Source organism: Streptomyces sp. NPDC002324 (genome assembly GCF_053593335.1).
This window is the reverse complement of record NZ_JBSFCF010000060.1, coordinates 13,449-31,265: the sequence shown is the minus strand read 5'-3', so window position 1 is coordinate 31,265 and position 17,817 is coordinate 13,449. Positions and strand designations below refer to the sequence as shown.

Annotated in this window: 14 protein-coding genes and 2 pseudogenes; 9 read left to right on the top strand and 7 right to left on the bottom strand. The window is 69.0% G+C overall.

Annotation, left to right across the window (positions count from 1 at the left end; all coding sequences use genetic code 11):
- The first annotated feature begins 76 nt into the window (after positions 1 to 76).
- On the top strand, positions 77 to 835 hold the full coding sequence (locus ACWCRJ_RS41920; protein ID WP_450944238.1) for a hypothetical protein: 759 nt from the start codon (positions 77 to 79) through the stop codon (positions 833 to 835).
- A gap of 62 nt (positions 836 to 897) precedes the next feature.
- On the opposite strand, the gene ACWCRJ_RS41915 is transcribed toward ACWCRJ_RS41920, so the two are convergent.
- Together ACWCRJ_RS41915 and ACWCRJ_RS41910 are read right to left on the bottom strand one after the other, a co-directional pair.
- Positions 898 to 2,052 (bottom strand): ISL3 family transposase, encoded by a 1,155-nt coding sequence (locus tag ACWCRJ_RS41915; RefSeq protein ID WP_450944237.1) that lies wholly within the window; start codon positions 2,050 to 2,052, stop codon positions 898 to 900.
- Between the two features lie 281 nt (positions 2,053 to 2,333).
- Positions 2,334 to 2,432 (bottom strand): annotated as a pseudogene (locus tag ACWCRJ_RS41910) (hypothetical protein); the annotation flags it as partial.
- A gap of 637 nt (positions 2,433 to 3,069) precedes the next feature.
- Between ACWCRJ_RS41910 and ACWCRJ_RS41905 the strand changes: the two are divergent.
- On the top strand, positions 3,070 to 3,723 hold the full coding sequence (locus tag ACWCRJ_RS41905) for a class I SAM-dependent methyltransferase (protein ID WP_450944236.1): 654 nt from the start codon (positions 3,070 to 3,072) through the stop codon (positions 3,721 to 3,723).
- Positions 3,724 to 3,781: 58 nt separating this feature from the next.
- On the opposite strand, the gene ACWCRJ_RS41900 is transcribed toward ACWCRJ_RS41905, so the two are convergent.
- From ACWCRJ_RS41900 to ACWCRJ_RS41880, 5 genes and pseudogenes are all read right to left on the bottom strand, one after another.
- Positions 3,782 to 4,396: an AAA family ATPase gene (locus ACWCRJ_RS41900; RefSeq protein WP_450944235.1), complete on the bottom strand. Its 615-nt coding sequence runs from the start codon at positions 4,394 to 4,396 to the stop codon at positions 3,782 to 3,784.
- A pseudogene (locus tag ACWCRJ_RS41895) lies at positions 4,393 to 4,632 on the bottom strand (IS256 family transposase); the annotation flags it as partial. The pseudogene ACWCRJ_RS41895 and the gene ACWCRJ_RS41900, both read right to left, overlap by 4 nt.
- An 836-nt stretch (positions 4,633 to 5,468) precedes the next feature.
- Positions 5,469 to 6,779 carry a cation:proton antiporter gene (locus ACWCRJ_RS41890; protein WP_450944234.1) on the bottom strand — a complete coding sequence of 437 codons (1,311 nt, stop codon included), beginning with the start codon at positions 6,777 to 6,779 and terminating at the stop codon, positions 5,469 to 5,471.
- A complete protein-coding gene (locus ACWCRJ_RS41885) occupies positions 6,766 to 7,347 on the bottom strand; it encodes a flavin reductase family protein (RefSeq protein WP_450944233.1) in 582 nt (193 codons plus the stop codon). The genes ACWCRJ_RS41890 and ACWCRJ_RS41885 overlap by 14 nt, the downstream gene beginning before the upstream one ends.
- Before the next feature lie 81 nt (positions 7,348 to 7,428).
- Positions 7,429 to 9,033: a tryptophan halogenase family protein gene (locus ACWCRJ_RS41880; protein ID WP_450944232.1), complete on the bottom strand. Its 1,605-nt coding sequence runs from the start codon at positions 9,031 to 9,033 to the stop codon at positions 7,429 to 7,431.
- A gap of 405 nt (positions 9,034 to 9,438) precedes the next feature.
- Here ACWCRJ_RS41880 and sbnA point away from each other — a divergent pair, with 405 nt between their 5' ends.
- The 7 genes from sbnA to ACWCRJ_RS41845 all read left to right on the top strand — a co-directional run bounded on the left by sbnA (position 9,439) and on the right by ACWCRJ_RS41845 (position 17,772).
- Positions 9,439 to 10,557, top strand: coding sequence for a 2,3-diaminopropionate biosynthesis protein SbnA (gene sbnA / locus ACWCRJ_RS41875; protein ID WP_450944231.1), 1,119 nt, complete (start codon positions 9,439 to 9,441; stop codon positions 10,555 to 10,557).
- Positions 10,551 to 11,564, top strand: a complete 1,014-nt coding sequence (gene sbnB / locus ACWCRJ_RS41870; RefSeq protein WP_450944230.1) for a 2,3-diaminopropionate biosynthesis protein SbnB — start codon at positions 10,551 to 10,553, stop codon at positions 11,562 to 11,564. The genes sbnA and sbnB overlap by 7 nt, the downstream gene beginning before the upstream one ends.
- A gap of 66 nt (positions 11,565 to 11,630) precedes the next feature.
- The gene (locus ACWCRJ_RS41865) at positions 11,631 to 12,341 is read left to right on the top strand and encodes a DUF4097 family beta strand repeat-containing protein (RefSeq protein ID WP_450944229.1); all 711 of its coding nucleotides are present in this window, start codon (positions 11,631 to 11,633) and stop codon (positions 12,339 to 12,341) included.
- A gap of 40 nt (positions 12,342 to 12,381) precedes the next feature.
- A complete protein-coding gene (locus ACWCRJ_RS41860; RefSeq protein WP_450944228.1) occupies positions 12,382 to 14,892 on the top strand; it encodes an ABC transporter permease in 2,511 nt (836 codons plus the stop codon).
- A 248-nt stretch (positions 14,893 to 15,140) separates the two neighbouring features.
- Positions 15,141 to 15,410, top strand: coding sequence for an acyl carrier protein (locus tag ACWCRJ_RS41855; protein WP_450944227.1), 270 nt, complete (start codon positions 15,141 to 15,143; stop codon positions 15,408 to 15,410).
- Positions 15,407 to 16,669, top strand: a complete 1,263-nt coding sequence (locus ACWCRJ_RS41850; protein ID WP_450944226.1) for a beta-ketoacyl-[acyl-carrier-protein] synthase family protein — start codon at positions 15,407 to 15,409, stop codon at positions 16,667 to 16,669. The genes ACWCRJ_RS41855 and ACWCRJ_RS41850 overlap by 4 nt, the downstream gene beginning before the upstream one ends.
- On the top strand, positions 16,666 to 17,772 hold the full coding sequence (locus tag ACWCRJ_RS41845; RefSeq protein ID WP_450944225.1) for a beta-ketoacyl synthase N-terminal-like domain-containing protein: 1,107 nt from the start codon (positions 16,666 to 16,668) through the stop codon (positions 17,770 to 17,772). The genes ACWCRJ_RS41850 and ACWCRJ_RS41845 overlap by 4 nt, the downstream gene beginning before the upstream one ends.
- Positions 17,773 to 17,817: the final 45 nt, after the last annotated feature.

The following is a 17,817-nucleotide window of genomic DNA, read 5'->3' as shown; positions in this document are numbered from 1 at the left end:
CTGATGAGACCCGGTAGGGTTGTGATCTTCGGTTGGCGGAAGCCACCCGGAGTCCCCCTGAGGCTGTGCCGACACGATGAACCCCGACGACACTCCCGCACGGCTCCGACTCGACCGTGCTCTGGACTGCTTGGACGTCACCTTTCGCGGAATGACCGCCCGCAGCGATGAGACCCAGTGTGACTGCCACTGGGGCAGCGAAGAAGAGCTTGCGCAATTGAAGGTCCCGGACGTGGTGCTCGACCCGGACCTTCTGCGTCGCACCTGGGATGCCCCCGACTGGAACGACCACGGCGCGGTGCTGCGCCGTATCCTGCCTCAATTCGCCAGGGCACTGGTCAGTGGCCTTGTGGAGCCCATGTTTGGCATGGACGAGGTCGGACGTTCGTTCATTCGCGGCCACTGGCGGCAGTGGCCTGCGCACCAGAGTGCGGCGGTGTGGGAGTTCTTGCGTGCCTGGTGGGCTCACACCCTCGCCGAATCGGATCCGGCCGTCCCCGTGCATGAGGTCCTCGCGCTGTGCGCCGAGGCATCTGCCACGCTCAGCCCTTGGCTCAACACCTGGGAGGCACTCGAAGACCGCGTTGCCGACCGGCACCTGACCGAAGCGGCTGCCCACTGGGAGTACGACCTTCTGGGCGATCAACTTCCATGGGACGCGTGGGACAACGCAGATGACCTGCGCACCGAGCTCGCGGCCTGGTTGGTCCGTCACGCCCCTTCGCGGCTTCAAGCCCAGGACGCTCCCGAGGAACTGCTGCACCGCATACGACTCATCGGACTTACCGGCCCCGCCCGCTGGGATGACCCGCACTGGCCCAACCACCGCTATTGAGCCGGCTTCACCGCGCAGCCTTCCCTGGTATCAAGGGGCCGTCTTGACCTGATTGGGCAGCTTCAGGGCGTGAGGGGTACGCGCTTGCGGAGGAAGTCGAGGTTTGCTCGTCCATATCCTTGCCTTTTGAGTAGTTTCGTCCTTGTGACCTGCCCTTCGACCTGGCCGGAGCTCCAGGGGGTGGAGAGTCCGGCGGTGACGGCGTCGATGTCGCGGCCCAGTCCGTTGATCAGGGAGTGGAGAGCGGGCAGGTCGTCGGCGAGGACGCGCTCCATCCAGGCGGGCAGTTGGTCGCCCCGCAGGTCACGCATCATGGCGGCGAAGTCGCGGACGTGGTGGGTGACGGCGTCGAGCTCGGGGCAGCTGGTCCGGATCTCCTTGAGGTCGGCGGCATCATGGGCGGTCAGGTTTCCGGGGTCGGTCATGATCCAGCGGACGATACGACGCGGTCGTGGAGCCGGGCGGCGTGCGGGTGGCATGGCGGTGACGGCCTTGAACGGGCGGAGGTAACGCTGGACGGTCTGGATGCTTCCGATGAAGCCCAGGGTGACGATCTCCTGGTGGAGCTGGGCAGTGTTATGACAGCCCTCATTCCATCGCTGGTAGAGGTAGGGCTTGTACTCGTCCAGGATGGTGGAGCGGTTGGTCGCTTTGACCAGCAGTTCGTCGATGCTGGTGGCGCGGGCGAAGCGGCGTACGGTGGACCGGTCCAGCTGCAGTGTCCGGCAGATGTTCTCCAGCGTGCTGCCGTCCTCCAGGAGCTGTCGCACGGCGGTGTAGCGTTCCCTGGTCCGGGTCACCAGGCGGCGTTCGCGTCCGCAGACGTCGAGTATTTCGGCAGCCGGTGCCGGCGGTGGTGTCTGCCAGATGTCGTCGCTGGTCGGCGGGGCTGCCGGCGCGGTGTTCTCGAACCCTGCGCGGACGCAGGCGTGGTGGGCGGAGACGGTCTTTTCCACTGCCTGACCGAGGTTGTGCCACAGATGCCAGGCATCGGCGACCTGCACCGCTTGCGGCGCTCCGTTGGGAGCGCCTTCGGCATAAGCCCCGGCCCGGTCCCGGCAGATGATCTCTACTTCCGGATGGTTCTTCAGCCATGCGGCCAGGGGTTCGGCGTCCCGGCCGGGCAGCACGTCCACCGGGCGCCGTCTCTCCAGGTCCACCAGGATCGTGGCGTACGAGTCGCCCTTCCGCAGCGCGAAATCGTCGACACCGAGCACACGAATCTGTCCGACGAATCTTCCGGCGTGGCGCGGACCAGTCGTAACAGGGTGTCCTTGGCGACGCGCAGGCCCAGCGCCGCGGCCAGGCGGGCTCCCGCGCGGCCGGCCAGGGCGAGGGCGATCGAGGTCAACTGCTCACGCACCAGTGGTGTGTAGCGGGCATGCGGGCTTGTCAGCCCCGCGATCTGCTCGGCGAACGTCACCGCCCGGCACGCGGGGTTGGGGCACTTGAACCGACGCACCAGCAGCTCGATCACCACTCTGGCGCCACCGACCGCGGCATCCGCGAGCCGTCGTATGTACCGGCCGTGCACCCGGCCCGACGTACTACCGCAGTGCGGGCATTCCGCACCCGCCGAGCGGGCCCGCGCATGCATCGTGACCACCCCGGTCACAGCCCGCTCGACCAACTCCACCACGACGCCGGCCAGATGAGGGAACAACACCTCGAAACTCCGCGAAGAACACGCGAGCCACGATCACAGCCACCACTGACACCGGCAGCGTCACAAGATCAGCGCCAGAGCCGAATAACGCGATCGTCCACAACCGCTCCCTGCCGTAGAAGACGCCTTGCAGTCAGTCCAACCGGACAAGCAGCCGTCGGGTCGCACAAGTTCGCAGCGGATGCCGACAACGCCCCTGCACCGCATCCACATGCGCGATCTCACGCCGCAGGGGCGGTCGCGCGCGGCCAGCGGAATGTGGATCAGAGCGAATTGCTGATCAATTCAGTGAGACCGGCGTCGGGATAGCTGACGACACATCCCACCCGGCACGCAGTCCCTCGGCTCATGGGCCACCTGTCACAGTTCGGGTGCGGCAGGCAGGATGATTGCCGTGATCCACGCCTTGGATGCTGCATGGTCGAGCGGCTCGCGGGCTGCAGCAGGACGTGCATATACCGCCTGCCGCAACTCGCCTCGATGGGCAGAGTCGGGCGGTCCGGTAAGCGGTTGATCTTTGTTCCGGAACAGGGTGTGCTTCGCTGCCCGGACTTGGTGGACTGGGTGGATGAAGATCCTGTCGCCTCGTCTCCTGCGTGCTCTTGAACGGTTCAATGCCGCCTATCCGTGGGATCACAACGCCCACTACCACCGCTGGATCCTGCGGCAGCTGCCGAAACGCTTCAACGACGCCCTCGACATCGGCTCCGGCAGCGGTGACCTCGCAAGGCTCCTGGCCAGACGCGCCGCCGTGACGGCAGTCGATTCTGATCCGGCGATCACCGCCCAGGCCCAGGAGCTGACTCCTGATGCGCTTCCCGTGACCTTCACCGTCGCGGATGCAGTAGCCGAGTTCCCGGCCGGCTCCTACGACGTCATCACGTGCGTCGCCACGATCCACCACATGCCGTTCGCCCAGGCCATCACTTGTTTCCGCCGCCACCTGGCGTCGGGAGGTACCTTGGTGATCGTCGGCCTGTTCCGCGCCCAGACCCCTGTGGACCACCTGCTCGATGTCGCCGCCATTCCGGCCAACGCCGCCATGGGCTGGCTGAAGAACAAGGGGCGTCCCTCGCCCCGGCCCGTATCCATGACAGCCTCTACTCGCTCAGCGGACATGACCTTCGACGACATTGTCCGTGAAGCCAGAGACGTCCTCCCCGGAGCGCAGCTGCGACGACGGCTGTTCTGGCGCTACACGCTCGTTTGGAAGCACTCCTGAGCAGCCTGGGCCTTCTTGGACCAGCTGTCGGTGCGGGGGCTTTTACGGGGAGCCATTGTCAAGAGTTGTGGATCGAGTCGTTCGCATCGGTGGTGCTGTCGCTCGGGTTGAGGAGGTAGGAGCCCCTCGCGACGCCTTGCAGGATGCTGTCGGCGGTTGCCTCAGCGGTCAGGGTGGTGGAATCCAGGACGTGGGCCTCATAGAGACCCAGGTTGCTGAACTGGCCGTGCAGTGAGCGAATCGGCTCGGGGTCGGTCAGAGCGTCGTCGGCCCGGCTCGTTGCCCGTTCCAGTGTGGTGTGTTGGTCCGGCCGAAGGATGACGTAGCTCAGCGGCAGGGCCCGCTCCCGTGCCGTCACGCGGAAGAGGTCGATGAACCAGGGCCCGACGATGCCGTCGCAGATCACGTGGTATCCGCCTTCGGCGTAGCCGAACGCTGCTGAGACCAGTACCTGCAGGACTACTTGGTTCTGCTCGTGGGCTTCGGGCAGGTAAGGCGCGATCCAGCCCTGCTTGATATAGCGCCAAAAATCGTCGCTGTGCAGGTGGACGCTGGGAGTCAGGTGATCTGCCAGCAGTTGCGCCACGGTGCTCTTGCCTGCTCCGGGCGGCCCGGTCAGGACAACTACCTGACCGCGGTGAGGGGACGTCCGAGACAGGGGCAGCGGGTTCATGCCGCCACCGTGCCACGTTCGACCAGCACACCGCTTTCGAATTTGGCTTCCGCACGGACAAGGGGCACCAGGTGGGCGCCGGTGATCGCGCGCCAGCGGACCTGGGCGGACTCGACGAGCTTGAACACCATCACGAGTGCGGCGGCGGGTCTGCCGGCTCCGCGGGTGACCTTGGTGCGGAGCTTGACCGTGGAGAATGTCAACTCGATGGGGTTCGTGGTCCGCAGGTGGATCCATTCCGCGGTCCATGGTCGCGCAAGGCCGACCGCCAGACACCCGCTGACCAGTCCCCCGCGACCTTCACCAGCCGCGAGCCGTTTCAAAAGCGCGCGTTGCCGTTCGCTCAGCGCGGACCTCCGATGCATGATCACCAGCCCACACCGCCCCCGCACACGCTGCATAGAGCCGCAAGAGCGGCCTCGGGCAGTGGGATTTCCCTGGGACTTCCGGCCGCATCAACGAGTACGCGCCTGAAACAGCCGAAAGATCATTCCAGCAGGTCAGCGGCCTGCGACCGCCCGTCGCAGCAGGTCACGGCGTTCACTGGTCTCTTCCGGGACATTTGGCACACGAATGTCGCCGCACCCCGGCCTGACCTGCTATTCAGCGGGTCGGGGTGAGGCGCGGCGGCATCTCTACGACTTTCCGGGCCCTTGGCGCCACGGCGGGCGGGCTGTGGGCCACGCTCCACGGGCTCCACCGACCGGCCTTTGCCACGCGAAGATCGCGTCAATGGCAGTCTGCCCCGCGTGCCCGCGCGGGGCGGGAAGTGGGAGTACTTCCGCAGCGTGTACCCGGGGCCGGAGTGCCCGCTCTTCGCCCGGCCCTCACCACCGAACGCCCGACTCTCAAGAAGGAGCCTCTTGGTCTTCAGCACACCACCGACCCCGGCAGCACCGAAGCCCACCTGACACCCCATCAGAACGAGCGTCACATGTGCGTCACGAGCGCCGTTTCAGCGTCAGGACATCGCCCGTGACACCCACACCGCGCATCGCCACACCCGCAGGTCGAAAGACCTCGGCCACCGGTTCAGGGATAACAACGCACTCCACATGGCCCGCACCGGCTCTCACGGGCGGCCGGACACGGGTACCGCCACGGCCTTCTCACCGTCCGGCGCAGGCGAGGGCTCCGCGGCGCCGGTCGTCCGGGTGCCCGGACTCAGGCGGTCCAGGGCAGGACCGGTCAGGGCCGTGGTGATCAGTGCCATCATGACCAGCATCGTGAACACCTGTGGGCCGATCACCCCCATGTCGTAGCCGATGTTCAGGACGATCAGTTCCGTCATACCGCGGCAGTTCATCAGCGCGCCGATGAGCAGGGACGAACGCCCGTCCTGGCCGGCCGTCCGGGCTGCCAGCGCCGCGCCACCCCACTTCCCGGCCATCGCCACCACCAGGATGGCCCCTGCCCACAGCCACTCGGACATGCGGTGGAGCCCACCCAGGTCGGTACGCAGTCCGGTCTGTACGAAGAAGAGCGGGAGCAGCACCGGAATCACCACCGAACGCAACTGCCGGGCGGCACGCTCCACCGTGTGCGAACCGCGGGGCATGGCGGTCCCCAACAGGAACGCCCCGAAGACGGTGTGGACACCGATCCGGTCGGTGATCAGGCCCGCCAGGCAGATCGCGCTGAACAGGACGACGAGTACGACGCCCTCGTGCCGTTCGCCGGAGAGCAGCCGGTCGTGGCGTGCCCTGCGGGCGAGCAGGGGACGCAGCCCCCACATGAGCGCGGCTGCGAAGCCGAGGGTGAGTGCCGCGGTGCCCGCGGCGCCCATCGCGGAGCTGCTGGTCGTCAGCGCCACCACCAGGGTCAGCAGGCACCAGGCCGCGACATCGTCGATGGCCGCACACGCCAGGGCCAGGGTGCCCACGGGCGTGCCGTACAACCCCCGTTCGCCGAGGATCCGGGCCAGGACCGGGAAGGCCGTGATGCTCATGGACACGGCGATGAAGAGGACGAACGGCATCTGCTGTACGCCGTCGGGTGCCTGGGTCCCGTACATGGCCAGGCCCAGGGCCGCCCCGAGGAGCAGAGGAACGGCGATGGACGTACCGCCGACGGCGAGGGCCGTTGCCCGCTTACCGCGCAGGGTTCCCCAGTCGAATTCCAAACCGATCAGGAACATGAACACGAGCAGGCCCAACTGGCCGAGCACCCCGGTGAACGGCAGGACCGACGGAGGCAGCAGCCAGTGCTGCGCGGACGGCCAGAGCCAGCCGAGCAGGGACGGCCCGAGCAGAATGCCCACGCACATCTCGCCCACTACGGGCGGCTGGCCGATCCGTCGGAACAGCGCGCCGCCGGCCCGGCAGGCGAGGATGACGGCGGGCACGGCGATCAGCAGCGGCGGCAAGGGGTCAGCGGCAGCCATGATCGGCCTCCGACTGTGCCGTGGCGCCGACGGTTTCGGGCACTGCCGTGACCGCCGACCAGGTCGCGTACCGGCGCAGCCCGTAGAGCAGCGGCTCGGGCGACGGGTCCAGGAAGGTGACGTCGAGCACCTCGCCGAGGACCGCGGTGTGATCGCCGACTTCGAGGGTGCCGGTGACGGCACAGTCCGCGATGGCGTGTGCGGCGTCGATCAGGTGAGGGCCCCCGGCGCCCAGCGGGAGACGCCATTCGGCGCGTGCGAACCGGTCGGGAGCACCGGAGCCGAACAGGTCCGAGGTGGCACGGCCGCGCTCATGCAGCAGATTGATCGCGAACCTGCCGGTTTCGCGCACGGCCAGGTGAGTCCGGCTGTCAGTGCGCAGGCAGGCCACGATGGTGGGCGGGGACAGGGCGACGCTCGCCAGCGAACTGCACGTCATCCCCTGCGGGTTGTCCTCCGCGTCGAGGGCCGTGATGATGCTCACCCCGCTGGGGAAGGAGGCCATCAGCGGGCGTATGTCGGGCTCGTCGGTGGTTCTGGATGCCTGGCCGGGCATCGGCTTCTGCATGGGTCACTCCGTGGATGGCACTCCGGAAGGAGGCGCGGCCCGTGCGCCGGGCGAGGCGAACGGGCCGCTGGTGGGATGGGATCAGGAGGCGCCGTGCAGCTGGCGCAGGTACTCGTAGGTGGTGGGCAGCGTGTCCAGTAGATCCTTCTGCTGGCGCTTGACCCGCTCGAAGAGCGGCTGCGCCCCGGCGACGGAGCCCGGTCGGTACGACAGCGCCGGCAACGGCGCGTCGGGGACCAGGCCGAGGCCGGCGAAGATGCAGTAGTAGCTGCCGTTGGTCCAGAAATTGCGGAACTCGGCCTCAAAGTTGCCGTAGTAGGTGGACTCGTCGGTGACCGGCGAGTTGATCGGCAGACCGGCGCGGTACGCGGCGATCTTCTCCTGGATGTTCTCGGGGAGCGTCAGCTCCTTGTTCGCGCGCCAGAACGGCGTGTCGTTGCGCGGCGCGAGATGGAAGTGGGCCTGGATGAAGTCACGGGTGTCGTCGAACATCACCTCGATCTCGCTGTTGAAGCGGTTGATCAGCGTCTCGTTGAAGTTCCGGTCGGGGAAGTGCTTCGCGAGCTGGTAGATCGCCGCGGTGATGAAGTAGATCCCGGTCGACTCCAGGGGCTCCAGGAAGCAGGAGGACAGGCCGATGCTCACCACGTTCTTCACCCAGGCGCGGCGGTTGCGGCCGACCCGGAAGCGGATCTGGTTGAACTTGGTGTTCTCGGGATCGAGACCCCACAGCTCGCTGAACTCCCGGGTGGCCTCGTCCTGCGTGGCGAACTTGCTGGAGTAGACGTAACCACTGCCGAAGCGGCCCAGCATCGGGATCTTCCAGGCCCAGCCGGAGGACATCGCGATCGCCGAGGTGTACGGCTCGATGCCGTTGGCCTCGTCGTCGTGCGGCACCGCGGTGGCCACCGCCGAGTCGCACAACAGGTGGTCGCTCATGTCGATGAACGGCTCGGCCATGGCCTGGTTGATCAGCAGACCGCGGAATCCCGAGCAGTCCACGAACAGGTCGGCGTCCAGGACCTTGCCCGACTTGGTGTGCAGCGCGGTGACGAAGCCCCGCTCGTCCTGCTCCACCCGGGTCATCTCGTCCTCGACGTGCAGGACGCCCTGCTTGTCGGTGGCGAACCGGCGCAGGAACTGGGCGACCAGCGCCGCGTCGAAGTGCCAGGCGTAGCGGGTGGCGTGGCGGCCGTCGAGCCAGCGCGGGGCGAGCTTGGCGTCCATCACCGGAGGCTCACGGAAGCAGGCGTAGTCGAACGGTTCGGTGGTGGTGCCCTCGTGGTGGTTCTTGTACCAGTAGTGCGAGAGCGGCGTCTGGTCGTAGTCGGGGAGCAGGCCGAACGGGTGGTAGAAGTGGTCCGGGCCGCCGGCCGGCAGCTCCCGGGCCGCGGGCTCGCCCTTGCCCTCGGTGCGCCAGTTCACGAAGCGCACGGCCGTCTTGAAGCTGGCGTTGCACTCGCGCATCCACTCGTCCTCGTTGATGCCGAGGAAGTCGAAGAGCACGCGCTGCAGGTTGGGGACGGTGGCCTCGCCCACTCCGATACGGGGAATGGTGGGCGCTTCGAGGACCGTGATCTCCACGGTGTTCTCCAACGCCTTTCCCAGGTAGGCGGCGGTCATCCAACCCGCCGTACCTCCACCGAGGATGACGACTTTCTTGATGCGGCTGTCCTGGCCGTTCATGAGCGGCTTTCTCCTCTGACGGAAGCGATGGCGGACTGGTCGGTCGCTGGGCCGCCACCCGGAGCAGGGCAGCGGGGCGACCGATGCCGCACAGACTCGCCATCGGCGCTATGCCGCCTCTATGACCGACCAACCGGGGCGTATGGAACGGATATAGCGAGCTCGGACAGCCTTCAGGAGCTGAAGGTCTACTCAGCCCGGAGTCGGAAGGAAGGCGCGGAGGATGAGTGACGGCGTGTCAACCTCGGCGCCGGCCACGGCGTCAAGAACAACGGTGCCGACAACGTCGTGATCGGCAGAGCCTTACCGGGCCGGTGCCGACTGGTCGTGCCCCCACCGCGCCGTCTCCCCCCATGGCCGAGCGACGGACATTCCGACACCCGCAACCGAGGATGGCTTCATCACATGCCGTACGACGAAGGGAAAGCCGCGGTCGAGCGCCTCGCCCCCGCACCCGGGGCCAAGGGCATCCTCTCGACGGTCGGCGGCACTCCGCTCATCGAACTGGAGCGGCTGGTCCCGGGGTTCACCTCCCGGATCTACGCAAAGGCCGAACGATTCAACCCCGGTGGCAGCATCAAGGACCGCTCGGCGCTGAGCATGGTGCTCGGCCGGATCCATTCCGGTGAGCTGGTCCCGGGCAGGTCGACGGTGGTGGAGTCGAGTTCGGGAAACCTCGCGATCGGACTCGCCCAGATCTGCGCGTACTTCGGGCTGCGCCTCATCTGTGTGGTCGACGTCCGCACCACCGAGCAGAACATCGGCATCCTGCGCGCCTACGGCGCCGAGGTCGAGGTGGTGACCCGGCCGGATCCGGAGACGGGCGAGCTGCTGCCGCAACGGCTGCGCCGGGTCGCCGAACTGCTCGAACGGATTCCGGGCGCCTACTGCCCGAGGCAGTACTCCAACCCCCTCAACTCCCTGGCGCACCGGACCACGATGCGCGAGATCGCCGAGGAGCTGAACGGCGAGGTCGACCATCTGGTGCTCGCGGTCGGGACCACGGGCACCCTCAGCGGCTGCGCCGAGTACATCCGCAGCGCCGGCCTGGGGACCACCATTCACGCCGTCGACGCCGTGGGCAGCCGTCTGTTCGACTCGCCCGTCTCCTGCTCGCGCCTGATCCCCGGGCACGGGGCCTCCGTCGTACCCGAGTTGCTCGACCGTTCGGATGCCGACGACATCGTGCACGTCACGGACCTGGAGTGTGTGGTGGGCTGCAGACGCCTCGTCCGTCGGGAGGCCATCCTCGCCGGAGGCTCGTCGGGGGCCGTGGTCTCCGCCCTCGAACGACTGGCTCCCGCCGTCCGGCCGGGCTCGAACGTCGTGCTCGTACTGCCCGACGGCGGCGACCGCTATCTCGACACCATCTACGACGACGCCTGGGTGCGCGCCAACTTCGGCGAGGTCTTCCACTTGTGGAAGGAGCCGGAACGCGGTCCGGGCGCGGTGAACTTCGCGGACACGCGGGCCTTGTTCCGCCCGATCGACCACAAGACGGAGAAGGAGTCAGTGCTGTGCTGATCATCGGCCACCGCGAGGTGCGCGACATTCTCAAGGGGAAGGAACCGGAGATCCTCTCGCTGATCGCCGATGCCTACCGACTGCACGACCAGGGCCGGTCGGCCCTGCCGCACTCCGTCTTCCTGCGCTTCCCCGACGACGTCCGCAACCGCATCATCGGCCTGCCCGGCCACCTGGGCGGCGAGCAGCCGGTCGCCGGCATGAAGTGGATCGCCAGCTTCCCCGGGAACGTGGCGCAGGGTAAGGAACGGGCCAGTGCCAGCATCGTCCTCAACTCCATGGAGGACGGCCGCCCCACGGCGTTCGTCGAGGCATCGCTCATCTCCGCCAAGCGCACCGCGGCATCCGCGGCCCTGGCTGCCGGCCTGCTCTCCACCGAGGCGGAGCCGCAGGGCATGTCGCTGATCGGCGTCGGGCCCATCAACCTGGAGGTGCTGCGATTCACCAAGGCGCGGTTGCCCTCGCTGACCGAGGTCACGCTGTACGACCTGGACGCCGATCGCGCCCGTGCTTTCGCGGCCAAGGCCCGCCGTGTCGTCCCGGGTCTGGCCGTGCACCTCGCGACCACCCCCGGGGAGGCACTCGCCGCCCACCGCCTGGTCTCCTTCGCCACCACCGCGGCCACCCCCCACATGGACCTGTCGGGCGTGTCCGCCGACACCACGGTGCTCCACGTCTCGCTGCGCGACCTGACCGTGCGGGCGGTGCTCGGGGCACAGAACATCGTCGACGACGCCGACCATGTCTGCCGTGAACGCACCTCGCTGCACCTGGCCGAACAGGACAGCGGTGGGCGGGAGTTCATCGACGCGGAGATCGGTGCCCTGTTGCGCGACCCGGAGTCCTTCCGGCGCGACCCCGGACGCGTCGCGGTCTTCTCGCCGTTCGGTCTCGGCATCCTCGACCTGGCGCTGGCCCACTGGGTGAGGCATCAGGCCCAGGAGTTCGGGATCGGGACGAGTGTGGACGATTTTCTGCCATTGCACCTGGCGGACGCGGTTGCGTGACCCGGCTCGCCGTTTGATCTGACGGTGCCACTTTCAATCATCCCCCCACAAGGAGAGCTTCCGCCGATGAAGATCCGTTTCCGTACCTCCCTGGCGTCGGGTGCCCTGCTGCTCGGGGTCGTGGCCCCGCTGCTGAGTGCGTGCGACCAGTACGACGAATCCGACACCGATTCCTACGGCGTCGACGAGAAGGTCACCAGCGTGAGCGTCGACTCCGGAGGCGGTGACATCAAGGTCGTCGCGAGTGACGCCGACACCGTCAAGGTGACCGAGAACCGCAAGTTCACCGACGGCAAGCGTCCCTCGACCGAGCACTACGTCAAGGGCGGCAAGCTCGTCCTCAAGGTCGCCACCGACTGCGGCGGCGGCGTCGGCTCAGCGGAGTGCACGGTGAACTACACGGTCGAGATGCCGCGCGGGGTGGCCGTCGACGTCGACAGCGGCGGCGGCACGGTCCGCCTCGACGGCGTCTCCGGCGGCGTCGACGTCGGCAGCGGCGGCGGCGAGGTCCGGGCGGAGAACCTGGCGGCACAGAGCCTGAAGGCCAGCTCGGGCGGCGGGAAGATCGACCTCGCCTGGTCCAAGACGCCCGTCGACATCGACGTCAACGCCAAGGGCGGAGACGTGACGCTGCACGTGCCCGACAGCGGATACGAGGTCAACGCCTCCACCACCATGGGGTCGGAAAAGGTGGAGGTGAAGGAGGTCTCCAGCAGCGAACGACAGATCAAGGCCCGCTCGTGGGCCGGAGACGTGGAAGTACTCGTCGCCGACTGACGGCCGTTCTGCGCTCGCAACAACCCGGAGACCCCTTTTCATGCTGCACATTGCCTGGTACACGCTGCGGAGCAGAATCTCCGCCTTCACCGGTACCTTCATCGCGCTGGTGCTCGGCGCCGCGCTGCTGTCGACGATGGGCCTCGTGCTCGCGGCGAGCATCGCCTCGCCCGAACACGGCCCCGGCCGGCTCGCCCAGGCACCGCTGATCATTCGCGGAGAGCCGGACCTGAGCATGCCCGATCCGTGGGGCGGCACCCAGAGCGAGCCGTTGAAGGACCCCGAGGGGCTGTCCTCGGCCCTGGTCGAGGATGTCTCGGCGGTGGGCAGAGCCGTCACCGACCGCACCTTCTACGCCCAGCTCGGCGCCGACGGCGCGGGCCGTCCCGGTCCCGCCGAGCAGATCGGGCACCCCTGGTCGTCGGCCGCGTTCGGCGGCTACCGGCTCGCCGAGGGCACCGCGCCGACCGGGACCGGACAGGTGGCCGTCCCCGAGGCGGCCGGTGCCGCCCCGGGTGACAGGGTGACCGTGCTGACGCAGGCCGGGCCCCTCGCCTTCACTGTCTCGGGGGTCGTGAACGACGTCTCGTTCGAGTCGGCACTCTTCTTCTCGAACACGGAAGCCGCCAGGCTCTCGCCCCGAGTCGACGCGCTGATCAGCTACGGCGCCGAGGACAAGGTGCGCACCGCCGTCGAAGGACGTGCCCAGGTGCTGTCGGGTTTCGAGCGCTCGCAGGCGGACCCCCGCGCCCACGAGGACGAGGTGGCCCTCGTCGGCGTGTCCACCATGCTCGGCATGGCGACCGGCGTCGCCGCCTTCGTGGCGGTGTTCGTCGTCGGCACCACCTTCGCCTTCTCGGTGGCCCAGCGGCGCCGTGAGCTCGCCGTGCTGCGCGCCACCGGCGCGACCCCCGTCCAGGTGGGACAGCTGGTGCTCGCCGAGGCTGCCCTGGTCGGCGCGATCGCCTCGGGCGCGGGATGTCTGCTCGGCCTGCTCGGAGGGCCGCTGCTCGCCCGGCTCATGAGCGACTGGGGGCTCGCGCCCGCCTGGTTCCGCGTCCAGGTGGGCTGGAGCTCGGTGCTCGTGCTGTTCCTGGCCTTCCTCATCGGGCTGTTGCTCGCGGTGCTCGGCTCCGGCGTCTCCGTGGTGAGGGCGGGCCTCATCCGGCCACTCGAAGCGCTGCGCGAGTCCACGATCGAGCGGCGTGCCATGAACGGGGTGCGCTGGCTGCTCGGCCTCGCGGCGCTCGGCGCCGGTGTGGTGCTGCTGCTGTCCACCCCGTTGCTGCCACCCGCCTACTGGGGCGACATCACTCCGATGGCCGCCCCGGCTCTGATCCTGGCGGGTGCGCTGCTGTGCCCGGTGGCCGTCCCGTTCGTCGCCAGAGTCGCCACCGCGCCGTTCACCGTGTTCAAGGGCGCCGTCCCGATGCTGGTGCACGCCAACACCGTCACGGCGCTGCGTCGGACCGCGGCCACCGTCGCGCCCGTGCTGATCACGGTGGGTCTCTTCTCGGCCCTCTGGAGCACCTCCGGCACGCTGACCGGGGTGGCCCAGAGCGAGGCGTACCAGCGGGTGCGCTCCAACGACTTCGTCGTGGCACCGGACGGCGCGCCGGGACTCGGCCGGGCCGTGGTGGACAAGGTGCGGGCGGTGCCGGGTGTCGAGTCCGCGACCACCGTGCCGACCGGCATCTACACGATTCCCGGCCCCAACCTCCTGGTGTTCCCGGCGGGAGCGCCGATGCTGCCGTACAGCGCGCTCACCGTCGACCCCAAGGCCCTGGGCAGTCTGCTGACGCTGCCCGTGGTGCACGGCGACGCCAGGAATCTCGACGACCGGTCGATCGTGGTGGACGAGACCTGGAACCGCAACGTGGGTGACAGGGTGACGGTCTGGCTCGCCGACGGGACGGAGAAGAAGCTGAAGGTGGTGGCCGTCATCAAGGCGAGTGCAGGCGGCAGCGGCGCGGTGCTGACCCCCGAGTACGCCGGACGGGGCCTGCCGGACGCGGTGTACCTCAAGCTTGCGGACGGCGCCGACCGGAACGCCGTCGAGCAGCGGCTGGCCGCCGCGACCCAGGACATGTCCGCCCGGTTCGTGCCGATCGCCCACTGGAAGGCGGCCGTCGACGACACCACCAACGAGCAGACCCGGCTGGCCCTGGCGATCGTCGGGGGCATCGCGATGCTCTACACCGGCGTGGCCGTCGCCAACACCCTGACGATGTCGACCGGGCAGCGGGCACGGGAACTGGCCGTGCTGCGCCTGGGCGGTGCCACGCCGCGGCAACTGCTGCGCATGGTGGCCGGCGAGTCCTTGCTGGTGGTCGGCATGGGTGTGCTGATCGCCGGGGCCGTGGTCGGGCTCAACGCGGCCGGGCTGTGGGCCGGACTGCAGCAACTCGTCGTGGGCACGCCGGTCACCCTGCCGGGCCTGCCGTTCGCGGTGACCGCGGGGGCCTGCGCGGTGGTGGCCCTGCTGGCCACGGTGCTGCCGGCCTGGGTCGCGCTGCGCACGCCCGCGGTACGCCTCACGACGACGGAGTGAGCGTCTGCCCGGCCGCGGCCGGGCGAAGATGTCCACCGACGGCGGTTCCCGGCCGGAAAGGGGCCGCCGTCGGCCCACAACCAGGTGCGTGTATCAGGCAAACGGTGTGGATGCCAGCCCATTGTGAGCCAACCAGCCTCTCTGGAACGGCAGTTGACGGCCATTTATAGGGTGCGGATAGCTCGCCGTCGCAGGATCTCCCCAAGAGCTCACCGAGAGTTCGACATCGAGAGATCCAGGAGACCGACATGAGCGCTGCCAGAGCCGCCGAGGGACTGAGCGCGGAGACCAGGGCACAGGTGAAGGAGATCGTCTGCGACGTGCTGGAAGTGGATCCGGCCGCCGTCACCGACGAGACGCTCTTCGTGGAGGAACTCGACGCGGACTCGCTCCGCACCATCGAGATGCTCGCCGAGATGGAGAGAGCCCTCGGGATCGACCTCTCCAAGGCGCCGATCGAGGGCATGGTCAACCTGCACGGTGTGTACACCGTCATCGCGGAGCACGAAGCGAAGTGACCGCCGACAGGGGGGCGGGTGACCGACGGGTCGTGGTCACCGGGATGGGCATGGTCACGGGTCTCGGAACCGGGATCGCCGACTTTGCCGGATCGCTGCGCGCGGGGCGCAGCGGAATCGGCCCTTCCGACGCGTTCGACCGAGCCGGCTTCGCCCACTTCAACGTGGGTGAGGTCGGCCGCTTCGAAGCCAGGGAGTGGTTCCGCAGGGAAGATCCGCAGCGGTACGGACGGGCGGCCCGGTTCGCCGTCGCCGCCACCAGGCTGGCTGTCGGGGACGCCGGCCTCGGCGAGGAGGAACTGCGCCGACACCGAGTGCTCGTCTCGGTCGGTACGACCGACGGCGGCACTCACGAGATCGATCAGCTGGCCGAGGCCCGGTTCAGGACGGGCGAGGTCAGGCCGGCCACGGAGGTCGCGCGCCGCACGCCGTCAGAGCGTCTCTCCGACGCGGTGGTCAACGAACTGGCTCTGGAGGACGTCGAGTCGGTGACCGTGCCCACCGCCTGCGCGGCCGGGAACTACGCGGTGGGGCAGGGGCTGGACGCACTGCGTGCCGGCGAGGCGGACGTGGCCCTGTGCGGCGGTTCGGACTCGCTGTCCCGCAAGACCTTCGCCGGCTTCTACCGGCTCGGCGCCATGGCGCCCGACGTGTGCCGGCCGTTCGACACCGGCCGGCAGGGAATGATCGTCGCGGAGGGTTCCGGGATGCTCGTCCTGGAACCGCTGGACGCCGCGCTCGCGCGCGGGGCCCGGATCCATGCCGAGGTGCTGGGGTACGGGCTGAGCTGCGACGCCAGCCACCCGACCGCGCCCGACCGCGACGGCGTGGCCCGGGCGGTCCGCGCCGCGCACCGCGACGCGGGGATCAGCGGCTCGCAGGTCGACTACATCTCGGCGCACGGCACCGGGACCAAGGCCAACGACCTGGTCGAAACGGCCGCCCTGCGCGAGGTGTTCGGCCAGGAGCTGCCTCCGACGAGCGCGATCAAGTCGATGCTGGGACACACTCTGGGCGCCGCGAGCGCGCTCGGTGCGATCGCCTGCGTCCTGGCGATCACCGAAGGGTTCCTGCCGCCGACGATCCACCACGAGCAGACGGACCCGCAGTGCGGCGTCGACTGCGTCCCCAACGTGGCAGTGCCCGCGGAACCGGACATCGTCCAGAACAACGGGATGGCCTTCGGGGGCAACAACGCCGTACTGGTCCTGGGCCGTTACCGCGATCCCGGGGCGACACACGCTGGGGAGGGCTCATGACGACCGCCGCGGCCGAGAGGCCGGTGATCAGCGCCTGGTCGGCGCTCTCCCCATGGGGGGACGGTGCCGCCGCGTTCCGAACCGGCCTCGACGCCGGGAACGACGGAATCTCCACCGTCGACAGCGAGTTCTGGCCGGGTACGCCGACCCGGGCCGGCGTCGTGCCGGGCTTCCGGATGGACTACCCGGGAACCCGGGGCATGCGCTCCCTCGACCGGCTCACCCGGCTGACCCTTCGGCTCAGCGGGCTGCTGGTCACCAGCCAGGGCGGCACCCTGGGGGCGGAACCGGAGAACACCGGGATGGTGTTCGCCACCTCGGGCAGCTTCAAGACCTGCCTGGACTTCACCAGCAGGTCCTACAGCGAGAAACTGCCGTTCCACGTCGACGTGGCGCGCTTTCCGTCGACCGCCGCCAACTGCGCGGCCAGCCGCAGCGCGATCGGCCACGGGTTCAAGGGCCCCAGCACCACGCTGACCGGCGGCGCGGCCGGAGGGCTGCTCGCCCTCGGGCACGCGGCCAGGCTGCTGCGGCAGCAGCGCGCGCAGGTGCTGCTGGCCGGAGCGGCTGAGGAGTACACCGAGGACCGGGCCCTGCTCGAGGACGCCCTTTACGAGGGCGAGGGGACACCCCCGCCCGTCGCCGAAGGGGGCGCCCTGTTCCTCATGGAGTCCGCGACGGGGGCCGCGGACCGGGGCCGCACCCCGCTCGCCGTACTGCTCGGCTTGCGGTTTCGCGCGTACCACCCGCGAGCGGGTGGTGACGCCGCCGTCGCACTCGGCCGCTGCGTGACCGACCTGCTCAAGGACACCGGGACGAGCGCCGGCGAGATAGGTCTCGCCGTCCGCTCCGACCCCGGCGGTCACCTCGGGGACCGGGAGAACACCGCGCTCGACGAGGTGTTCGCCGGTCTCCACCGCCCCCTACGGCACCTGGCTCCCCTGCACCGTCTGGGCAACGCCGGATCGGCCGCCACCGCCTTCCAGGTCGCTGCCGCACTCGGCGCCGACGGCGTGGAGCCCTTGCGGGCACCCGCACTGATCACCTCTGTGGAGAACGGCCGGGTGAGCGCCGTACTGCTGGGCCCGCCGACGACACCCTGAACCACGGCCCGTGCGACCCCGCCGGCCGGCCGAACGACGACACAC

Bases quoted from the DNA above. Each gene is read 5' to 3' on its own strand.
- ACWCRJ_RS41845 (WP_450944225.1), top strand. From the start codon at position 16,666: ATGACGACCGCCGCGGCCGAGAGGCCGGTGATCAGCGCCTGGTCGGCG.
- ACWCRJ_RS41920 (WP_450944238.1), top strand. From the start codon at position 77: ATGAACCCCGACGACACTCCCGCACGGCTCCGACTCGACCGTGCTCTG.
- ACWCRJ_RS41855 (WP_450944227.1), top strand. From the start codon at position 15,141: ATGAGCGCTGCCAGAGCCGCCGAGGGACTGAGCGCGGAGACCAGGGCA.
- ACWCRJ_RS41900 (WP_450944235.1), bottom strand. From the start codon at position 4,396: ATGAACCCGCTGCCCCTGTCTCGGACGTCCCCTCACCGCGGTCAGGTA.
- ACWCRJ_RS41890 (WP_450944234.1), bottom strand. From the start codon at position 6,779: ATGGCTGCCGCTGACCCCTTGCCGCCGCTGCTGATCGCCGTGCCCGCC.
- ACWCRJ_RS41865 (WP_450944229.1), top strand. From the start codon at position 11,631: ATGAAGATCCGTTTCCGTACCTCCCTGGCGTCGGGTGCCCTGCTGCTC.
- ACWCRJ_RS41880 (WP_450944232.1), bottom strand. From the start codon at position 9,033: ATGAACGGCCAGGACAGCCGCATCAAGAAAGTCGTCATCCTCGGTGGA.
- ACWCRJ_RS41905 (WP_450944236.1), top strand. From the start codon at position 3,070: ATGAAGATCCTGTCGCCTCGTCTCCTGCGTGCTCTTGAACGGTTCAAT.
- sbnA (WP_450944231.1), top strand. From the start codon at position 9,439: ATGCCGTACGACGAAGGGAAAGCCGCGGTCGAGCGCCTCGCCCCCGCA.
- ACWCRJ_RS41860 (WP_450944228.1), top strand. From the start codon at position 12,382: ATGCTGCACATTGCCTGGTACACGCTGCGGAGCAGAATCTCCGCCTTC.
- ACWCRJ_RS41885 (WP_450944233.1), bottom strand. From the start codon at position 7,347: ATGCAGAAGCCGATGCCCGGCCAGGCATCCAGAACCACCGACGAGCCC.